Annotated in this window: 17 protein-coding genes; 9 read left to right on the top strand and 8 right to left on the bottom strand. The window is 54.7% G+C overall.

The features are described from left to right. Window positions 1-16 precede the first annotated feature (16 nt). Complete coding sequence (gene zipA / locus HF679_RS00660; protein WP_187042495.1) at window positions 17-1,030, bottom strand: cell division protein ZipA; 1,014 nt, start codon at window positions 1,028-1,030, stop codon at window positions 17-19. Between the two features lie 230 nt (window positions 1,031-1,260). Here zipA and cysZ point away from each other — a divergent pair, with 230 nt between their 5' ends. The 5 genes from cysZ (at window position 1,261) to crr (ending at window position 6,156) form a co-directional block, all read left to right on the top strand. Next, on the top strand, window positions 1,261-2,022 hold the full coding sequence (cysZ, locus tag HF679_RS00655; protein ID WP_123755312.1) for a sulfate transporter CysZ: 762 nt from the start codon (window positions 1,261-1,263) through the stop codon (window positions 2,020-2,022). A 201-nt stretch (window positions 2,023-2,223) separates the two neighbouring features. After that, entirely contained in the window at window positions 2,224-3,195 is a 972-nt protein-coding gene (gene cysK / locus HF679_RS00650) for a cysteine synthase A (protein WP_123755313.1), read from the top strand. Between the two features lie 379 nt (window positions 3,196-3,574). Continuing rightward, complete coding sequence (gene ptsH / locus HF679_RS00645; protein ID WP_000487600.1) at window positions 3,575-3,832, top strand: phosphocarrier protein Hpr; 258 nt, start codon at window positions 3,575-3,577, stop codon at window positions 3,830-3,832. 44 nt (window positions 3,833-3,876) lie between these two features. After that, window positions 3,877-5,604 carry a phosphoenolpyruvate-protein phosphotransferase PtsI gene (ptsI, locus tag HF679_RS00640; protein ID WP_123755315.1) on the top strand — a complete coding sequence of 576 codons (1,728 nt, stop codon included), beginning with the start codon at window positions 3,877-3,879 and terminating at the stop codon, window positions 5,602-5,604. A 42-nt stretch (window positions 5,605-5,646) separates the two neighbouring features. After that, window positions 5,647-6,156, top strand: coding sequence for a PTS glucose transporter subunit IIA (crr, locus tag HF679_RS00635; protein WP_003861316.1), 510 nt, complete (start codon window positions 5,647-5,649; stop codon window positions 6,154-6,156). Window positions 6,157-6,211: 55 nt separating this feature from the next. On the opposite strand, the gene pdxK is transcribed toward crr, so the two are convergent. Beyond that, window positions 6,212-7,069, bottom strand: a complete 858-nt coding sequence (gene pdxK, locus HF679_RS00630; RefSeq protein ID WP_187042494.1) for a pyridoxine/pyridoxal/pyridoxamine kinase — start codon at window positions 7,067-7,069, stop codon at window positions 6,212-6,214. A gap of 82 nt (window positions 7,070-7,151) precedes the next feature. Between pdxK and ptsJ the strand changes: the two genes are divergently transcribed. Both ptsJ and HF679_RS00620 read left to right on the top strand, forming a co-directional pair. Continuing rightward, a complete protein-coding gene (gene ptsJ, locus HF679_RS00625) occupies window positions 7,152-8,447 on the top strand; it encodes a transcriptional regulator PtsJ (protein ID WP_187043016.1) in 1,296 nt (431 codons plus the stop codon). Window positions 8,448-8,512: 65 nt separating this feature from the next. Next, entirely contained in the window at window positions 8,513-8,914 is a 402-nt protein-coding gene (locus HF679_RS00620; RefSeq protein WP_187042493.1) for a YybH family protein, read from the top strand. Here the strand turns inward: HF679_RS00620 and cysM are convergent. The 5 genes from cysM to HF679_RS00595 form a co-directional block, all read right to left on the bottom strand. After that, window positions 8,911-9,822 carry a cysteine synthase CysM gene (cysM, locus tag HF679_RS00615; RefSeq protein ID WP_123755319.1) on the bottom strand — a complete coding sequence of 304 codons (912 nt, stop codon included), beginning with the start codon at window positions 9,820-9,822 and terminating at the stop codon, window positions 8,911-8,913. The two genes, HF679_RS00620 and cysM, sit on opposite strands and share 4 nt — an antisense overlap. Window positions 9,823-9,960: 138 nt before the next feature. Next, window positions 9,961-11,055, bottom strand: a complete 1,095-nt coding sequence (gene cysA / locus HF679_RS00610; RefSeq protein ID WP_123755320.1) for a sulfate/thiosulfate ABC transporter ATP-binding protein CysA — start codon at window positions 11,053-11,055, stop codon at window positions 9,961-9,963. Next, a complete protein-coding gene (cysW, locus tag HF679_RS00605) occupies window positions 11,045-11,920 on the bottom strand; it encodes a sulfate/thiosulfate ABC transporter permease CysW (RefSeq protein WP_123755321.1) in 876 nt (291 codons plus the stop codon). Before cysW ends, cysA begins: the two co-directional genes overlap by 11 nt. Next, the gene (gene cysT / locus HF679_RS00600; RefSeq protein WP_123755322.1) at window positions 11,920-12,753 is read right to left on the bottom strand and encodes a sulfate/thiosulfate ABC transporter permease CysT; all 834 of its coding nucleotides are present in this window, start codon (window positions 12,751-12,753) and stop codon (window positions 11,920-11,922) included. Before cysT ends, cysW begins: the two co-directional genes overlap by 1 nt. Further along, window positions 12,753-13,769 (bottom strand): sulfate ABC transporter substrate-binding protein, encoded by a 1,017-nt coding sequence (locus HF679_RS00595; protein WP_123755323.1) that lies wholly within the window; start codon window positions 13,767-13,769, stop codon window positions 12,753-12,755. The genes cysT and HF679_RS00595 overlap by 1 nt, the downstream gene beginning before the upstream one ends. Window positions 13,770-14,207: 438 nt before the next feature. Here HF679_RS00595 and HF679_RS00590 point away from each other — a divergent pair, with 438 nt between their 5' ends. Both HF679_RS00590 and HF679_RS00585 read left to right on the top strand, forming a co-directional pair. Continuing rightward, window positions 14,208-14,741, top strand: a complete 534-nt coding sequence (locus HF679_RS00590; protein WP_123755324.1) for a sel1 repeat family protein — start codon at window positions 14,208-14,210, stop codon at window positions 14,739-14,741. Between the two features lie 44 nt (window positions 14,742-14,785). Next, entirely contained in the window at window positions 14,786-15,598 is an 813-nt protein-coding gene (locus tag HF679_RS00585; RefSeq protein ID WP_187042492.1) for a hypothetical protein, read from the top strand. 102 nt (window positions 15,599-15,700) lie between these two features. Here the strand turns inward: HF679_RS00585 and HF679_RS00580 are convergent, their stop codons facing one another. Continuing rightward, window positions 15,701-16,600 (bottom strand): Dyp-type peroxidase, encoded by a 900-nt coding sequence (locus HF679_RS00580; protein ID WP_123755326.1) that lies wholly within the window; start codon window positions 16,598-16,600, stop codon window positions 15,701-15,703. Between the last annotated feature and the right edge of the window lie 94 nt (window positions 16,601-16,694).

Here is a 16,694-nt window from a genome sequence, read left to right as displayed (position 1 = left end):
ACGCCGGGAGGAAAAATCAGGCGTTGGCCTCTTTCACTTCACGAATACGGTCTTGATATTCGCGCAGCTTTTGCGGAGTCATCATCCGACGCTGATCGTCCAGCACGACACCACCAACTTCGTCAGCAATGTACTGTGCAGATTGCAGCATCAGCTTAAAGTTTTGCAGTTCATCACCAAACGACGGGACCTGCATAAAGATAGTCACGCCAGGCGTGGTCATATCCGCCATGCCATCCGGATTGAACGTACCCGGTTTGACCATATTTGCCAGGCTGAACAGCACCTGACCGCTGCCGTCCGGGCTAAGGTGGCGATGGAAAATATTCATGTCGCCAAATTTAAATCCCGCCTGCTGAATGCTGTTGATCAGCACTTCGCCGTTTATCTGCGTGCCCTGATGCGCGGAGACGTTCATCACAATGACCGTTTCTTTACGCTCTTTCGGCTGAGGAGCCGGTTCAGCGACCTGAGGTTCAGGAGCTGGCTGAGGCTGCGCGGCGGCCGGTTGTGGCGGTGCGACAGGCTGCGTTGGCTGAACAGGGGCCGGCTGATGCGGCGGCGTGTTCTGCTGCACCGCAGGCTGCTGAGGCGGTGGCTGATATTGCGGTGGTACCGGCTGTTGCACGGCAGGCTGCGGTTGCTGCGGCACCTGAGGTTGTGGAACCTGATGCTGCACAGGCTGCTGGCGTACCGGCTCTTCCGGGCGAACAGGTTGCTGAACCTGACGCTCATAAGGAGGCTGATATTGGTGTTGCGGCGGCGCCTGACGAGGAGCTTCTTGCTCACCGTGCACGCCATTAGGGGCGTGATTAACCCGGTGAACGCGAACTTCACCCACGCCTTCAACATCGTCATCAACGTCATCGCTCTCAGACTCTTCGTCATCGCGAGACTTCATACGTTTCAGTGGGCGATCGCGAAACATCGAGGAACGTTCTTTACGGCTGGTCCAGAAACCGTGTACCAGTAAAGCGAGTATGGCGATCGCGCCAACAATGATTAATATCAGACGCAAATCCTGCATCATTATATTCTCTGTTGTTCTAACACCTTGCCACCACGGCAAACATTTACTTACTAAGAGTATTTGTCGATTACGTCGAGTGCAAGTGCGTCTGCCGCTTTCACTACATAAAGATGAACTAAATCGTGCTTTTTGCTGTTTTTTCGAACATTTCCTAACTGGTTATTGTCTGGCAACCCGATAAAATAAGCGGGCATTCAGTCTGAATGTCAAAACAGGAGCATTGCCTGACCATGGTTTCAACATCCGCATCTACCCCGCGTAGTGGCGTCTACTATTTTTCACAGGGCTGGAAACTGATCGCCCTGCCCGGCATTCGTCGTTTCGTCTTTTTGCCTTTATTAGTCAACATTATCCTGATGGGCGGCGCCTTCTGGTGGCTGTTTACACGCCTCGATAGCTGGATCCCGTCGTTGATGGGTCACGTGCCCGAATGGTTACAATGGCTGAACTATCTGCTGTGGCCTATCGTAGTTATCTCGATCCTGCTGGTGTTCGGTTACTTTTTCTCAACGATTGCAAACTGGATTGCCGCCCCGTTTAGCGGCCTGCTCGCCGAACAGCTGGAAGCCCGCCTGACCGGCGCCACCCCGCCGGACGTCGGCGTTTTCGGCATCATGAAAGACGTGCCGCGCATTATGAAGCGAGAATGGCAGAAGCTTTCCTGGTACCTGCCGCGGGCGATCGTGTTGCTGATCCTCTATTTCATCCCCGGCATCGGCCAGACCGTGGCACCGGTACTGTGGTTCCTGTTTAGCGCGTGGATGCTGGCCATCCAGTACTGCGACTACCCGTTCGATAACCATAAAGTGCCCTTTAAAACCATGCGCGAGGCGCTGCGTACCCGTAAGGTGACCAATATGCAGTTTGGCGCCCTCACCAGCTTGTTCACGATGATCCCCGTTCTGAACCTGGTGATTCTGCCGGTCGCTATTTGTGGGGCAACGGCCATGTGGGTCGACTGCTATCGCGATAAACACGCGATGTGGAAGTAACCCCCCCTCTCCCTTCGATAACTGCTTCAGGCCAATGGCACGATGGCCTGAAGCAGAACCGCTATATGCCAGGCCTTATTCCTTCTGGCTCATCATTATTTCCCTTCCGAATATAGATATGCTATTTCCTTACTTCCGCATATTCCTTAAGCGGGTATGCTGGAGCCGTACTCCCAAATTTCATACAGTTAAGGACGGGCCATGAGTAAGATTTTTGAAGACAACTCCCTGACTATCGGCCACACGCCGTTAGTACGACTGAACCGAATCGGTAACGGACGCATCCTGGCGAAAGTCGAGTCTCGCAACCCGAGCTTTAGCGTGAAATGCCGAATCGGTGCCAATATGATTTGGGATGCCGAAAAACGCGGCGTGCTGAAAGCCGGCGTCGAGTTAGTCGAGCCGACAAGCGGCAACACCGGGATTGCTCTGGCCTATGTTGCGGCAGCGCGCGGCTATAAGCTGACGCTGACCATGCCGGAAACCATGAGTATCGAACGTCGCAAACTGCTGAAAGCGCTGGGAGCCAACCTGGTGCTGACCGAAGGCGCGAAGGGCATGAAAGGCGCCATCCAGAAAGCCGAAGAGATCGTCGCCAGCGATCCGGAAAAATATCTGCTGCTGCAGCAATTCAGCAACCCGGCCAACCCGGAAATTCACGAAAAAACCACCGGCCCGGAAATCTGGGAAGATACCGACGGCCAGGTTGATGTGTTCATCGCAGGCGTCGGTACCGGCGGTACGCTGACCGGCGTGAGCCGCTACATCAAAGGGACCAAGGGCAAAAAAGATCTGTTCTCCGTTGCGGTGGAACCGACCGACTCCCCGGTTATCGCTCAGGCGCTGGCTGGCGTGGAGCTGAAACCAGGCCCGCACAAAATTCAGGGTATCGGTGCCGGCTTTATCCCTGGTAACCTTGATCTGAAGCTGATCGATAAAGTCGTGGGCATCACCAACGAAGAAGCCATCTCCACCGCGCGTCGTCTGATGGATGAAGAAGGTATTCTGGCGGGTATCTCTTCCGGTGCGGCCGTCGCCGCGGCACTCAAACTGCAGGAAGATGAGGCCTTTACCAATAAGAATATTGTGGTTATCCTACCGTCTTCAGGTGAGCGTTATTTAAGCACAGCACTGTTTGCCGATCTCTTCACCGAGAAAGAACTGCAACAGTGATGCCATCCGGCTAGCATCGTGTAAAAAAGCACCTTTTTAGGTGCTTTTTTGTGGCATACGTCAAAGTTTTACCCCTCCTGGCATTGATTCACCGCGTAGGGTCTGGTATTTAACCAACACATTTATTTTGATGCGCGAAATTATTCAAAATCGGATTTCCACGTGCTGAATCGATTTTATGATTTGGTTCAAGTCTTCCTTTCGCTGCATAATGTTTAATGACGTGCCAGACGTCAACGGCCAGATGGTCCTCACAGCAAACACGCTGTTGACACCTTAGCCAGACACGTAACGCCGGCGCTAACAATACAGGCTAAAGCCTCGCCGTTAGGCTAGACTTTAGGTCCACAACACTAAACCTATAAGTTGGGGAAATATAATGTTCCAGCAAGAAGTTACCATTACCGCTCCGAACGGTCTGCACACCCGCCCTGCTGCTCAGTTTGTTAAAGAAGCGAAAGGCTTCACTTCTGAGATCACTGTGACCTCCAACGGCAAAAGCGCCAGCGCCAAAAGCTTGTTCAAACTGCAAACTCTGGGTCTGACTCAGGGTACCGTTGTAACCATCTCCGCTGAAGGCGAAGATGAGCAAAAAGCAGTTGAGCATCTGGTAAAACTGATGGCTGAACTCGAATAAGTTCACGGGTTCTTTTTAATATCAGTCACAAGTAAGGTAGGGTTATGATTTCAGGCATTTTAGCATCCCCGGGTATCGCTTTCGGTAAGGCTCTCCTGCTGAAAGAAGACGAAATTGTCATCGACCGGAAGAAAATTTCTGCCGATAAGGTTGACCAGGAAGTCGAACGTTTCCTGAGCGGCCGCACCAAGGCCTCCGCCCAGCTGGAGGTCATCAAAACCAAAGCTGGTGAAACTTTCGGTGAAGAAAAAGAAGCCATCTTCGAAGGGCACATCATGCTGCTGGAAGATGAGGAGCTTGAGCAGGAAATCATAGCCCTGATTAAAGATAAGCACATGACTGCCGACGCGGCAGCCAATGAAATTATCGAAGGTCAGGCCACTGCGCTGGAAGAGCTGGACGATGAATACCTGAAAGAACGTGCCGCTGACGTACGTGATATCGGTAAGCGTCTGCTGCGCAATATCCTCGGTCTGGCAATTATCGATCTGAGCGCAATCCAGGACGAAGTGATTCTGGTTGCAGCCGATCTCACCCCGTCGGAAACCGCACAGCTGAACCTGAACAAGGTGCTGGGTTTCATCACCGACGCTGGTGGCCGTACTTCCCACACCTCTATCATGGCGCGTTCTCTTGAACTGCCGGCCATCGTGGGCACCGGTAGCGTCACCACGCAGGTGAAAAACGGCGATTATCTGGTCCTCGACGCGGTCAATAACCAGGTTCTGGTTAACCCGACCAACGAACAAATCGAAGAGCTGCGCAATCTGCAGGCCCAGGTCGCAGAAGAAAAAGCGGAGCTGGCTAAACTGAAAGATCTGCCGGCGATTACGCTGGACGGACATCAGGTTGAAGTCTGTGCCAACATTGGTACCGTACGTGACGTCGATGGCGCAGAGCGCAACGGCGCAGAAGGCGTAGGCCTGTATCGTACAGAATTCCTGTTCATGGACCGTGACGCGCTGCCAACTGAAGAAGAACAGTTCGCTGCCTACAAAGCGGTTGCTGAGGCCTGTGGCTCTCAGGCCGTCATCGTGCGCACCATGGACATCGGCGGCGACAAAGAACTGCCGTACATGAACTTCCCGAAAGAAGAGAACCCGTTCCTCGGCTGGCGTGCCGTGCGTATCGCGATGGATCGTAAAGAGATCCTGCGTGACCAGGTTCGCGCCATCCTGCGTGCCTCTGCTTTCGGTAAACTTCGCATCATGTTCCCGATGATCATCTCTGTTGAAGAAGTGCGTGCACTGAAGAAAGAGATTGAAATCTACAAGCAGGAACTGCGTGACGAAGGCAAAGCATTCGACGAAACCATCGAAGTCGGCGTGATGGTTGAAACACCAGCCGCGGCAACGATTGCTCGTCATTTAGCAAAAGAAGTCGATTTCTTTAGTATCGGAACCAATGATTTAACGCAATATACTCTGGCAGTTGACCGTGGTAATGATATGATTTCACATCTTTACCAGCCAATGTCGCCATCTGTCCTGACGCTGATTAAGCAAGTTATTGATGCTTCTCACGCTGAAGGAAAATGGACTGGCATGTGTGGTGAGCTTGCGGGCGATGAACGTGCTACACTTCTGTTGCTGGGTATGGGGCTGGACGAATTCTCTATGAGCGCCATTTCCATCCCGCGTATCAAGAAGATTATTCGTAACACGAACTTCGAAGATGCGAAAGTATTAGCAGAGCAGGCTCTTGCTCAACCGACAACGGACGAGTTAATGACGCTGGTTAACAAGTTCATTGAAGAAAAAACAATCTGCTAATCAACGAGATGCGCGGCCCAAATTACTGCTTAGGAGAAGATCATGGGTTTGTTCGATAAATTGAAATCTCTGGTTTCTGATGACAAAAAAGACTCCGGAACTATTGAGATTGTTGCTCCGCTCTCTGGCGAGATCGTCAACATCGAAGACGTGCCGGATGTAGTTTTTGCGGAAAAAATTGTGGGTGATGGCATTGCTATCAAACCTACCGGCAACAAAATGGTAGCGCCGGTAGATGGTACCATCGGTAAAATCTTTGAAACCAACCATGCATTCTCTATTGAATCTGATAGTGGTATCGAACTTTTCGTTCACTTCGGTATTGATACCGTTGAGCTGAAAGGCGAAGGCTTCAAACGCATTGCCGAAGAAGGTCAGCGTGTGAAAGTCGGTGACCCGGTCATCGAATTCGATCTGCCGCTGCTGGAAGAGAAAGCCAAGTCTACCCTGACTCCGGTTGTTATCTCCAACATGGACGAGATCAAAGAGCTGATCAAACTGTCCGGTAGCGTAACCGTGGGTGAAACCCCGGTCATTCGCATCAAGAAGTAATTCTTGCCGCAGAAAAAATGGCGCCTTCCGGCGCCATTTTTTTATCGCAAAGACCTCACGCCAGCGGCGGCAGAATCAGCTCATCGCAACCCTGTTGCGCAGTCCAGGTCATCACCGCCAGAACGCGTTGCGCCGCAGCGTGCGTCGCTTCTCCCAGCGCCAGACCAGAAACCAGCCCGCTAATCAACTCGGCACAGAACAGATCGCCGGTTCCCTTCAAATCCGTTTCGACCCGCGGATGGACCACCACCTCAACAGAATCCGCCGTAACCACCAGCAGGTTGATCGTCGCGTTGTCGACGCCTGGCGCGCTGGTAATGACCACCCACTTCAAGGTATCAGATAACAGACTACGCGCGGCAATCACCGCTTCCTGCTGATTATGACAAGGCATCCCGCTCAGCGTTTCCAGCTCAAACAGGTTTGGCGTAATGCCCTCGGCCAGCGGCAGCAGATGCTGACGATAGGCATCCGGGATTTCGGCCTTCACGTAGATGCCGCTATCCACATCGCCAATCACCGGATCGACAAGAATACACAGATGGGGATGGGATTCGCGAATTCGGTGTAGCCACTGCGCCAGGCGTTCAATCTGTATCGCGCTGCCCATATAACCCGTAGTCACCGCCCGCAACTCACGCAGCGCATCGCGCTCCTCAAGGGCCTGCAAATAGCCTGTAAACCACGCTTCCGGGATCATCCCGCCGTAGAAGGTATCGTAGTGCGGAGTATTGCTAAATAACACGGTCGGCACCGCCATAACCCGCAGTCCATGCTGTTTAATGGCCGGTACCGCAATGCTGTTGCCGACGCTACCGTACACCACCTGCGACTGCACGGCGACGATATCGACCTGCAGCGCCCGGCTCTTGTCATTGAAGAGCACCGATTGTATTTCGTCTTGCTGGCCCATCCCTTCTCCCCCCGCTGGACAGCGGGTCACACCCTGATTATCATTCGTCCTATGCTAAAATCCATTTTGTCATAGGTCAATGATGATCGTTGGAAAAACCGCCAGTGAGATTTTTGATAACATCCGCCATCTGGTCCAGAGCGGAGTATTAAAACCCGGAGCCTCTCTGCCTCCGGTACGAGAGCTGGCGGCGGACCTGACGGTTAACCGCAATACTGTAGCCGCCGCTTACAAACGGCTGGTCAGCACTGGTCTGGCCAGCAGCCAGGGCCGTAACGGAACGGTTATCAGAGGGTTGACCACGCCGCCGGCGCTGGAAGGCCGGGATCCCGCCTCCCCGCTGAACGATATCTCCAGCGGCAATCCGGACCCACGCCTTCTGCCCGATCTCACCCGCTATCTGAGCCAGCTCTCCCTGACCCCGCATCTCTATGGCGACGACGCCGTCAAGCCTGAGCTGCGACGCTGGGCGCAGCGCTGGATGCACGAGGATTTGCAAAGAGATGCCGAGATTAACCTGACCAGCGGCGCTATCGACGCGCTGGAGCGCCTGCTCTGCGCCCTGCTGCTTCCTGGCGATGGCGTGGTCGTCGAAGACCCTTGCTTCCTCAGCAGCATCAACATGCTGCGCTACACCGGCTTTAACGCCTGCCCGGTGGCGGTCGATGAGCAGGGAATGCAACCTGAAGCGCTGGAGATTGCCCTACGCAACGGCGCTCGTGCGGTCATCGTCACGCCCCGCGCGCATAATCCTACCGGCTGCAGCCTCAGCGACGCCCGTGCCATGGCGATTCAGGAAGTACTGGCCCGCTATCCGCAGGTGCTGGTGATTATCGATGACCACTTCGCGCTGCTATCGTCAGCGCCCTGGCACTCGCCGCTCCCGGCGACGACACAGCGCTGGGCGCTGGTGCGCTCAATGTCCAAAACCCTCGGGCCGGACCTGCGGCTGGCGTTTGTCGCCAGCGATAGCACCACCTCGGCGGCGTTGCGCCTGCGGCTCAATGCCGGCAGCCAGTGGGTCAGCCATCTGCTGCAGGAACTGGCCTTCGCCTGCCTGAGCGACGGTACCTTTACTGATGTACTGGAGCGAAGCCGGCGCCATTATCGCCAGCAAAATGAAACGCTGGCTGCTGCCCTGGCGTGCCACGGCTTTGACCCGCTCCCTGCTGGAGATGGTCTCAACTTCTGGCTACCGTTGAACGAACCCGCCCAACCCGTGGCTCTGCGTTTAGCCCGCGCCGGCTGGCTGGTTCGTGAAGGTGAAATTTTCGCTATTGATGCCCCATCCCACGGGCTACGGCTGTCGCTCGGCGCCTTGAGCGACGCTCAGATTCACCAGTTGACCAATGATTTACGCCTCGTGCTGCGCCCCTGACGCAGGTAATATCGAAACAGACGCGCGGGTCAGCCGCACGCCATCCCATTCCCCGGAGATAACACATGGTCAATCCGCAGCTAAAAGCCACCATTGAAGCCTGCGATCGTGCAATATCGCAGGAAGACTACGTCACGCTCATGGAATACTACGCCGAAGATGCCCTGCTGGTGGTCAAACCGGGCATGGTGGTCAAGGGCAAGGAGAATATCCGCAAAGCCTTTATCGCGATTGCTGACTATTTTCAGCACCGTCTGGTCGTGACGCAGGGCAGAATGGAGATTCTGGAAGGGGGCGATAATGCGCTGGTGATAATGGAAACCCGGCTGGATATCCCGACCCCGGAGGGAGGAACCACACAGGTTACGCGGCGCGCAACCTATGTTTTTCGCCAGGAGGGAGAACGCTGGCTGTGTACCGTCGATAACTCCTACGGTACCGACCTGCTGGACCCGCCGGTCAGTTAAATGCCTGCGCCCTGGCTGAAGTGCTCTTCGCCGAAAACGCCGGTGGACAAGTAGCGATCGCCACGATCGCAGACGATCGCCACCACCACCGCTCCGGGGTTTTCACGCGCGATACGTAGGGCACCGGCCACCGCACCGCCGGAGCTAACACCGCAAAAAATACCTTCCCGCACCGCCAGCATACGCATGGTGCTTTCCGCCTCCTGCTGGTGAATATCGAGCACCGCATCAACCAGCGAGGCATTAAAAATCCCCGGCATATATTCTGCCGGCCAGCGACGGATCCCCGGAATACTGCTGCCCTCTTCCGGCTGCAGCCCCACGATGCTCACCGGCTTATCCTGCTCGCGCAGAAAGCGAGACACGCCGGTAATGGTGCCGGTGGTGCCCATGCTGGAAACGAAATGGGTTATACGTCCTTGAGTTTGCTGCCAGATTTCCGGCCCGGTGGTGGTGTAATGGGCATAGGGATTGTCTGGGTTGTTAAACTGATCCAGCAATTTACCTTCGCCACGCTGCGCCATCTCCAGCGCCAGATCACGCGCGCCTTCCATCCCCTGCTCTTTGGTCACCAGAATCAGCTCTGCACCGTAGGCACGCATGGCCGCACGGCGCTCCTGGCTCATGTTGTCGGGCATCAGAAGCTTCATCTGGTAGCCTTTCAGCGCCGCGATCATCGCCAGCGCAATGCCGGTGTTGCCGCTGGTGGCTTCGATCAGGACGTCGCCGGGGGCTATTTCACCCCGTTTTTCCGCTTCAACAATCATCGAAAGCGCGGCACGATCCTTCACGGAACCCGCCGGGTTATTGCCTTCCAGTTTGACCCAGATTTCACTGCCGTTATCCGGCCCCAGTCGTTGCAACTTCACCAGAGGAGTATTGCCGATGGTTTGTTCTAATGTATTCACGGTTTTTACCCAATAAAAAGGCCGGGTACGTTGTGCTTACCCGGCCTGCAATTATCTCCGGAGTTCGACGCAGGACGTCTTATCCGGGCTACCACACCCTGCCGTTGTCGGAACAGCGATAAACTAGCGATTAAGCTATCAGGCTGATTCCGCCAGAGCAAGCGCCTCACGCGGTTCGATTCGCTCGTTACCGTTATAGAGTCGCGCATTCTGTAAGCCAACGAACAGACGTTCGCCGCGAGAAGGTGCGTCTTCGCCCGGCAGTACCACGGTCAGCGGTTCGTCGTACCAGCCTAACGGCTGCACCACTAATTGGGTGTAGTGGCCTTTCGGGCTGGCTTCCAGTACCTGTACCGGTAACGGGGAATCCAGGCTGGTTCGACGGCTGATATCGACTTCCCAGGGACGCAGGAACAGATCGACCGGCCCTTGATAGCTCGGCGTATAGCCCAGCGGCCAGCGATGGGCGCCCACATGGAACTGACCGCCGCGGATGGTGCCTTTCAGGCGGTTCACTTCGCCCATAAACTCCAGCACAAAACGGGTGGACGGCTCACGCCAGACTCGTTCAGGCGCATCGGCTTGTTCAATATTGCCCTGGCTCATGACCACCACGCGGTCAGCGACTTCCATCGCCTCTTCCTGGTCGTGGGTTACAAACACGCTGGTAAACTTCAGCTCTTCATGCAGTTGACGCAGCCAGCGGCGCAGCTCTTTACGCACCTGCGCATCCAGCGCGCCGAAAGGCTCATCCAGCAACAGAATCTGAGGCTCCACCGCCAGCGCGCGCGCCAGGGCCACGCGCTGCTTCTGACCACCGGACAGCTGGGCCGGGTAACGGTCAGCCAGATGGGCCAGCTGTACCATTTCCAGCAAACGGGTAACTTTCTCTTTGATCCCGGCGGCGTTTGGACGTTCACGACGCGGCAGCACCGTCAGGCCGAAAGCGATATTTTCGAACACCGTCATATGACGGAACAGCGCGTAGTGCTGGAACACGAAGCCCACTTTACGGTCGCGGGCGTGTACCCGGCTCACGTCGGTACCGTGGAAACGAATATGGCCGCTGGATTGATTCTCCAGCCCGGCGATGATCCGCAGCAGCGTGGTTTTCCCGGAGCCGGATGGCCCCAGCAGCGCGACCATCTGCCCGGAAGGAATGTCCAAAGAGATATCGTTCAGCACCTGAGTGCGGCCGAAAGATTTCTTAATATTAACGATCTCAATGCTCATGATTCCCCTCCAGTTGCGCGCGTTTTTCCTGATTGGCCAGACGCCATTGCAACATACTCTTTAAAAACAAGGTCAAAATAGCCATTAACGTCAGCAAAGCTGCGGCGGTAAAGGAACCTACGGTGTTGTAATCCTGCTCAAGCAGTTCAATTTGCAGCGGCAGGGACAGGGTTTCACCGCGGATCGAACCTGATACCACCGATACCGCGCCAAACTCCCCGATAGCGCGGGCGTTGGTCAGCACCACACCATATAACAGCGCCCAGCGGATATTCGGCAGGGTCACCCGACGGAACATCTGCCAGCCGGAAGCGCCGAGCAAAATCGCCGCTTCATCTTCGTTACTGCCCTGACTCATCATCACCGGCACCAGCTCGCGCACCACAAACGGACAGGTAACGAAAATGGTTGCCAGCACCATGCCAGGCCAGGCAAACATCACCTGCAGGTTGTGCTCATCCAGCCAGCCGCCCAGCGGACCGTTCGAACCGTAAAACAGCAGGTACACAAGGCCGGCAACCACCGGCGAGACGGCAAACGGGATATCCAGCAACGTCAGCAGCAGCTGGCGACCTGGGAAGGTAAAACGCGTCACCAGCCACGCCAGCAGCGTACCGAACACCAGGTTTACCGGCACGGTAATCAGGGCAATCATCACCGTCAGCCAGATAGCATGGAGCATGTCCGGGTCGGCCAGGTTGTGCAGCACCGGCATCAGCCCTTTGCTGAAAGCCTGAACAAAGATGTACACCATCGGCACAATCAGAATGAAGGCGGACACCAGCATCCCGGTACCAATCAGAAACCATTTACCCCAGTTAATACGAGGCGCGTCATAACGCTTCAATTGAGTCACTTCCGCCATTAATGACCTACCACACGTCGACCAAAGCGACTTTGCAGGGTGTTGATGGAAAACAGCAGCAGCAGCGACGCCGCGAGGATCACCGAAGCAATGGCGCTCGCCGCCGGGTAATCAAACTCCTGCAAACGCACGAAAATCATCAGCGAGGTGACTTCGGTTTTCCACGCGATGTTGCCGGCGATGAAAATAACCGCGCCAAACTCACCCAGGCTGCGGGTAAACGACAGCGCAATCCCCGCCAGCAACGCCGGTGAGAGTTCCGGCAGTACCACTTTACGGAAACTCTGCAGACGCGTTGCGCCCAGCGTTTCCGCCGCTTCTTCGTATTCCGGGCCCAGTTCTTCAAGCACCGGCTGTACCGTACGCACCACGAACGGAATGCTGGTAAAGGCCATCGCCACCGCAATACCGAGCCAGGTATAGGTCACTTTGATATCAAACTTCGCCAGCCACTCGCCGTAAAAGCCGTTGACCGAAAACAGCGAAGCCAGCGTCAGGCCCGCAACCGCCGTCGGCAGCGCGAACGGCAGATCCATTAACGCATCCAGCAGCGTGCGGCCTGGGAAACGATAGCGGGTCAGGATCCAGGCCATCAGCAGGCCAAACACGCCGTTAAAAATGGACGCCACAAACGCTGACAGCAGCGTGACTTTATAGGCTGCGACCACCTGCGGGTTGGTCACCACTTCCCAGTACTGTCCCCAGGTCATCTGCGCCAGCTGCATCACCAACGCGCTCAAGGGGAGCAGCAGAATCAAGCACACAAACAGCAGGCTGGTGCCGAGGCTAAGGGTAAACCCCGGCAGCACGCGCTTAGAAGCAACTGCAAACATTACTTACGCCCCGCCGCCAGCAGTTTGTCCAGCTCACCGCCGCTGACAAAGTGCGTCTTCATCACCTGCGGCCAGGAGCCAAACTGATCTTCAACACGGAACAGCTCGGTCTGCGGGAACTTATCCTTCAGAGAGTCCATCACTTTCGGGTTGTTCACGCGATAGTAGTAATCGGTAATGATGGTCTGAGCCTGCGGGCTGTAGAGCCAGTTCAGGTAGGCTTTCGCCGCTTTCTCGGTACCGTTCGCCTTCACGTTTTTATCCACCCACGCGACCGGAAACTCCGCCAGAATGTTGACCTTCGGCACCACGACTTCGAAGCCCTGGTCTTCATACTGTTTACGGATATTGTTCACTTCCGATTCAAACGTAATCAGCACATCGCCCAGTCCACGTTCCACGAAGGTCGTCGTCGCACCGCGACCGCCGGTATCAAACACTTCGACGTTTTTCAGGAACTGGGTCATAAACTGTTCGGTTTTAGCTTTATCGCCACCGTCGGCTTTGTCCGCGGCACCCCAGGCAGCCAGATAGGTATAGCGCGCGTTACCGGAGGTTTTCGGGTTCGGGAAAATCAGCTTCACGTCCGGGCGCACCAGGTCGCTCCACTGGTGGATCCCTTTCGGGTTCCCCTTACGCACCAGGAATGCCATGGTGGAGTAGAACGGCGAGCTGTTGTTCGGCAGGCGACTTTGCCAGTCGGCGGGAATCAGATTGCCTTTGTCATGCAGGATCTGTACGTCCGTCACCTGGTTGTAGGTCACCACGTCGGCTTTTAATCCCTGCAGGATCGCCAGCGCCTGCTTGGAGGAGCCAGCATGGGACTGCTTAATGGTCAGCTTATCGCCGCCGTTATCTTTAGCCCACTGCTGCTCAAACGGAGGGTTCAGGGCCGCAAACAGCTCGCGAGACACATCGTACGAACTGTTCAGCAGTTCCGTCGCCTGAGCCTGCGCAACCAGCAGCATGGAAGCAGCCAGTGCCAGATATCCTTTGTTCAGTGATTTAACCGCCATTGCGCACCCTTATCAGTTTGATGACTTTCTTATAGCCATAATATTTATAACGGGTATGAAAGGAGTAACGGTTTTATATACCGTTTGGCGATTTGGAAGTCGAAAAGGGAATAAGGCCTCGCCTTTGCCGACTGTGAAAGCGCCGTTCACGCCCGGCATTGCACGCCAGACAGGGTCTGCTGGCCACTGAACGCATCCATCTGGCATACCGACGTCGACCAGGAGCAGGTATCGCCAATACGTCCTTTCCTATAAAAAATGTCATTTTGAATATTATATATAAATAATAAACGACCAAATATATACGCTACATGAATAACAAAACGCCATTATTTTGATGTAATCCGAAAACACCCCGCTTTTATTGTGGCCTCATAACACCCATGGTAGCGTGCAAAATCAAATAAACAGCCAGACGCTTCAATGGAGACGTTATGCATGAATATTAGATATTCCATTGTCATTTTTGCTCTTTTTTTATCAGCATGCAGTAGTGGCAAAAAAGATAATTCAACTGTTGAAGTCTGTCAGGGAAGCGTGTGTCATCTTCAGGATAAAAATGCCGTTACTGCAACCAGCGAGCCGGATGAGAAACAGCAATCCCCGGAGGCGTCCTACCAACAGGCATTACGTTATTTCCGTGGTGATGGCGTCGGGCAGGACAGTTATCTCGCGATTAAATCCCTGACCCGTGCGGCCGAAGGCGGCCACCATCAGGCGCAGAAGGCACTAGGCGAAATATATCTCTACGGCATGGAGGAGATGGGAAGCGATCCCTCCCAAGCTGCACGCTGGCTTGCGGCGGCGGCGGCTGACGGCAGTGCCGAAACGGCGGAATTACTTAAAATTGCTCGCGATGAAAAACGTAATGAGCATGAAAAATACGAACTGAACGAACGGCGAAAGTATTTTTATCGCTTCCTGTACCATACCCACTGGTATCGCCCGCCGATAATAATAAGAACATATTAATACAACACTACAAATCACCCTTATAAGTATATATGGAAATAACGATGGTAGAAAAATACATTAAACCTTTATTCTTAATTACCGCACTGGCTGGCCTGGTGGGTTGTTCAAATATCACTACGGGTAATCAGAAATATGGTGTATCCGGCGCAGCGGCGGGGTCAACAAGCGCCAACGCCGATAGCAACCTGGAACACTGCAGTTCCCCGCTGGGCACTCTGGCTATTAATGACGGGCGTAATGCCGATTGGTTTGGTCAATTTGGTAGCGCCACCAAAATTACCAGTATTGAACCTCTGTTACGCATCGCGGTACAACAGTCTAACTGCTTCGTTATCACTTCTATCGGTAACCAAAAAACGGATTCTCGCCTCTCAAACATCACCGACAAACAACGTAATTCAGGTGAGTATCGTGCCGGCTCTAAACAGCAGAAAGGACAAAGGGTAGCCGCAGATTACTTCCTGGAGCCGCACATCGTTATTGATAATTCAGCCGTTGGCGGCCTGGCTGGAAGCCTTGGCGGCCTCTTCGGTAACAGCATAATCAGTACCGTAGCGAGCAGCGTCCAGATGAAGGCATCCGTCGTTACACTCAGCCTGTTCGATATCCGCTCGTCGGTGCAAATTGCATCAGCAGAGGGAAGCGCCACGGCCACCAATTACGGTGCTGCTCTCGCGGGGTTTGGCTCCTCGGCGGGCGGTGCTTTAGGCGGGCTCTCCAGAACACCAGAAGGTAAAGCGACCGTTGCGGCCTTCCTGGAATCCTATAACAACATGGTTATCGCATTACGTAACTACAAAGCCAGCGAAGTGAAAGGCGGCCTTGGTCGCGGCGGTACTCTCAAGGTTAACTAATCTCGCTTCTCCGGCGGCCCCTCTCTGCCGGTTAATCTTTAGAAGCAATGAAGCCGATCGTTTTGATCGGCTTCATTTATTCAGACAGCGGTAACGTAACGATTACAGTGCCTGCAGACGATCCAGAGACGGGGCGAAGTAGTAACCGCCGGTCACCGGTTTGGTAAAGCGCAGCATGGCATCACGCTTGCCGTCGGTATCGCCAAACATGCTCAGCAGCTGCTGTTCAATGTTGTGGATACGCGCACAGTAAGCGCAGAAATAGAGGCCATGAGTCCCGCTGGCGGTACCGTACGGCAGGCTCTGACGCACGATTTTCAGCCCTTTTCCATCTTCTTTTAAGTCAACGCGGCTCAGGTGCGACGTGGCCGGGCGATCGTCGCCATCAATCTCTTCGTTGGCTTCTTTGGTGCGGCCAATCATCATCTCCTGATCCGGGACGCTCATCCGGTTCAGCTGCTTCAGATTATGTTCCCAGCGCTGTACAAACACGTAGCTACCACCGGCGTCCACACCATCTTTAATGATGGCTACGTCGCTGCGGGTCTCAAGGCCTGCCGGGTTTTCAGTACCGTCGACAAAACCGCTCAGGTCACGCTCTTCAATCCAGCGGAAACCGTGAACTTCTTCCTGCACGTCCAGCAGGTCGCCGAAAGCGGCCATCGCGGCCTGCGCCACAGAGAAATTCACCTCATGGCGTGCGGAGAGAATATGAATCAGCACATCGTACTGGGTAGATGGTGCCAGGCCTTTGCCGTATACCGGGAAATCTTTCAGCTCTTCAGCACCGACGCCGCCGCTCAGCTCACGCCAGACGTTATGGCCGAACGCCACTACCGCGCCCAGTTGGGCATCCGGGTATTGCGTTTGAAAATGCGCTAATTTATCAACAAACGCACGGCTGGCTGTGCGCAGGGCGTTGATATCCCCTTTGACATTGGCTTCAATCCAAATCGCCGCACGGCAATGTTCCGGCAAAATGCCGCTCTGAACCTGAGACATCGCTCCTCCTGAAATGATACAACCCCAACGCTGTGGGACTTTTTTACCCGTCATACTTCACGTTGCCTGCACGGTGGCATTCTACAACGCGAAG

Origin of the sequence: Enterobacter sp. JUb54 (assembly GCF_014298075.1) — a bacterium.
In the GTDB taxonomy this organism is placed as follows: Bacteria; Pseudomonadota; Gammaproteobacteria; order Enterobacterales; family Enterobacteriaceae; genus Klebsiella; species Klebsiella lignicola.
Note: the sequence above shows the minus strand (reverse complement) of the source record. Positions and strands in the feature narration are given on the sequence as shown.

Excerpts from the sequence above, each read along its gene's own strand:
- zipA (WP_187042495.1), bottom strand. The coding sequence starts at position 1,030 with ATGATGCAGGATTTGCGTCTGATATTAATCATTGTTGGCGCGATCGCC.
- cysZ (WP_123755312.1), top strand. The coding sequence starts at position 1,261 with ATGGTTTCAACATCCGCATCTACCCCGCGTAGTGGCGTCTACTATTTT.
- cysK (WP_123755313.1), top strand. The coding sequence starts at position 2,224 with ATGAGTAAGATTTTTGAAGACAACTCCCTGACTATCGGCCACACGCCG.
- ptsH (WP_000487600.1), top strand. The coding sequence starts at position 3,575 with ATGTTCCAGCAAGAAGTTACCATTACCGCTCCGAACGGTCTGCACACC.
- ptsI (WP_123755315.1), top strand. The coding sequence starts at position 3,877 with ATGATTTCAGGCATTTTAGCATCCCCGGGTATCGCTTTCGGTAAGGCT.
- crr (WP_003861316.1), top strand. The coding sequence starts at position 5,647 with ATGGGTTTGTTCGATAAATTGAAATCTCTGGTTTCTGATGACAAAAAA.
- pdxK (WP_187042494.1), bottom strand. The coding sequence starts at position 7,069 with ATGGGCCAGCAAGACGAAATACAATCGGTGCTCTTCAATGACAAGAGC.
- ptsJ (WP_187043016.1), top strand. The coding sequence starts at position 7,152 with ATGATCGTTGGAAAAACCGCCAGTGAGATTTTTGATAACATCCGCCAT.
- HF679_RS00620 (WP_187042493.1), top strand. The coding sequence starts at position 8,513 with ATGGTCAATCCGCAGCTAAAAGCCACCATTGAAGCCTGCGATCGTGCA.
- cysA (WP_123755320.1), bottom strand. The coding sequence starts at position 11,055 with ATGAGCATTGAGATCGTTAATATTAAGAAATCTTTCGGCCGCACTCAG.
- cysW (WP_123755321.1), bottom strand. The coding sequence starts at position 11,920 with ATGGCGGAAGTGACTCAATTGAAGCGTTATGACGCGCCTCGTATTAAC.
- cysT (WP_123755322.1), bottom strand. The coding sequence starts at position 12,753 with ATGTTTGCAGTTGCTTCTAAGCGCGTGCTGCCGGGGTTTACCCTTAGC.
- HF679_RS00595 (WP_123755323.1), bottom strand. The coding sequence starts at position 13,769 with ATGGCGGTTAAATCACTGAACAAAGGATATCTGGCACTGGCTGCTTCC.
- HF679_RS00590 (WP_123755324.1), top strand. The coding sequence starts at position 14,208 with ATGAATATTAGATATTCCATTGTCATTTTTGCTCTTTTTTTATCAGCA.
- HF679_RS00585 (WP_187042492.1), top strand. The coding sequence starts at position 14,786 with ATGGTAGAAAAATACATTAAACCTTTATTCTTAATTACCGCACTGGCT.
- HF679_RS00580 (WP_123755326.1), bottom strand. The coding sequence starts at position 16,600 with ATGTCTCAGGTTCAGAGCGGCATTTTGCCGGAACATTGCCGTGCGGCG.